Below are 2,227 nucleotides of genomic sequence, written 5' to 3'. Positions count from 1 at the left end.
CGGCCTTTGCGGTCAGCAGCGCAGGCAACGCGACGGCCATCAGCGTGAGCAGTGTGGCCGTATCGGCCAAGACCGTGACGCTGACGCTGAGCCGCACCGTGACCAGCGCGGAGACCGTGACCCTGAGCTACACCAAGCCCACGGGCGACAACGTGATACAGGACGCAGCGGGCAACGACGCAGCGAACCTCATCGACCAAGTGGTGACCAACCGCACCCCTGCGCCCCCGTCTCCAGGGCCTGCACCCGTCGCCCCACCACCTCCATCCTCTGGTGGTGGCGGCGGCGGCGGCGGTGGTGGCGGCGGCGGCGGATCCCCCGCACCTGCACCAAGCCCCCTCAGGGAACCGGATACGGACGGCGACGGTGTGACCGACGCCCAGGAAAACAAGGCCATCGGTCCCACGGGTGCCGCAGTTGGCGACGGCAACCGGGACAACGTCCAGGACAGCAAACAGGCCGCAGTCGCCTCGTACAGCGCCACGACAGCCAGAGGTTCCAGCACCTCGGTCACCTTGGTGGTCGATAGCAAGGAAGGCCAGGTCAAAGCCGACAGCACCGCCCGCATCACCAGTCTGGTGCAAAAGGAGGTCCCGGCCCAGATGTCCTGGGCGCTGGAGGCACCGATCGCGCTGACGAGTTTCAAGGCCACGCTGGGCACCACCGGCAGCAGCAAGCCCTTCAGCCTGTACGCGGACCCGAAGATCGGCGCCAACGGTTACTGGATGCAGGACAGCGCCGGCACCTGGATCAACCTGGCGAGCAGCCCTTACGGCGGCAAGATGGTGAGCGATGGCGGGCGGCTGCGGCTGGACTTTACGATCCAGGATGGTGGCCGCTTCGACGACGATGGCAAGGCCGATGGCATCGTCACCGCCTCCGGCGCCGTAGCGCAGATGGCGCTGTCCATCGTCGGGCAGGCGTCCGAGCTGAGTGGAGGGTTCTGGTTCTGAGAGGCCAGTTCCCTGGGCCAATCTCCCCCTCAGGAAGGGTCATGGGACCTTCCTGGCATGGGGGAGATGCCCGCCAGCGCTTGCCGCTGGCGCGCTACCGAAGCGCAACCGATTTGCCGCGCCCATTGCGCCAAGGCTGAAATCTGGGTCACAATTGCGACTTGAGTCACAATTGCAAACGTGTGAGTCGGTGCAGGTGCCGTCGATCAACGATCTGCCGGGCAAGCCCGGCGGCTCTTTCCAACCCGTCTACCCGCGCTGGCCCGCACACCGCTCAGTAATCTTTCGTTACCCGGGGTGCTTTCCAAGCTGAGCATGAAAAGTTGGATGGGGCCGTAGAGCACCAGCGAATCGGGACGGGCCACTTGTGCCGTCCGTCAAGCCCCCGCCATTCACCATCAAAGGAAGACTATGCCTGACAACACGACACCCATGCCGCCCATGGTCAATTGGTTCGAGAGCACGATCCGTACCGACATTACCGAGCCGCATAGCCACGTCGAACTCGGAATCGACCATTCAGCAACAGCCGCTGTCACCCTCAAATTCTTCCAGCCCGTGAAGGGCTTTGGCGCCCGCAACGTCGTGCTGAAAGATGGCATTGGCGCGGTGTCCACCCCGACCGCCGTGAATCCCGACGCCAGCGGCTACAGCGACACCTGGACATTCACCATATCGACGACGGAGGGCCCCTACGACCTCATCGGAGCCCCCCTCAAGGTGAAACTCTCCGGCGTAACCAACCAAGGGGGCATCGAGGGGAGCAACAACCCGGAGAATACCGGCCTGACCTACTCCATGGATCTCACCCGGCCCACGGTGACCGATGCCACGGTGACCGGCAACCAACTGGTGCTTGTCTGGAACGAAGCGCTGGCGGGCAGAAGCACCCCCCAGGCCAACACGGCCTTCAGGGTGCTCGTCGATGGCACGGCCCAGGACGTCAGCGCAGTCGCCGTGAATGCCATGGCCATGACCGTCACGCTGACGCTGAGCACCCCGGTATCCCCCGGGCAGGTGGTGAAAGTCAGCTACACCGACCCCTTGGCCCATGGCGCAAGCACCGGCGTCATACGGGACCATATGGGCAACGGCGCCAACAGCTTTACGGAAATGGCGGTGACCCACAGCGCGCCAGCGGCAGCAGCACACACCACGCCCCCGGTGGACAGCAGCGAGCTCGACGCCGAGATCACGCTGGCCGACAGCGCGCTCACCGTGGGCGAGACCACAACAGTCACTGTCACCTTCAACAAGCCCGTCAAGGCTTTGAC

At 64.8% G+C, this 2,227-nt stretch carries 2 protein-coding genes; both read left to right on the top strand.

Going from position 1 to position 2,227, the window contains the following annotated elements:
- Window positions 1-953: choice-of-anchor U domain-containing protein (locus VTU_RS30870; protein ID WP_010108301.1), on the top strand; the 953-nt coding region annotated here is incomplete at its 5' end.
- A gap of 411 nt (window positions 954-1,364) precedes the next feature.
- Window positions 1,365-2,227, top strand: an 863-nt coding sequence (locus tag VTU_RS29055) for a SwmB domain-containing protein (RefSeq protein ID WP_265597355.1), incomplete at its 3' end; no start/stop codon positions are given.

The organism is Verminephrobacter aporrectodeae subsp. tuberculatae At4 (genome assembly GCF_000193225.1).
Classification (GTDB): Bacteria; Pseudomonadota; Gammaproteobacteria; order Burkholderiales; family Burkholderiaceae_C; genus Acidovorax; species Acidovorax aporrectodeae.
This window is presented reverse-complemented; position numbering and strand designations above follow the sequence as displayed.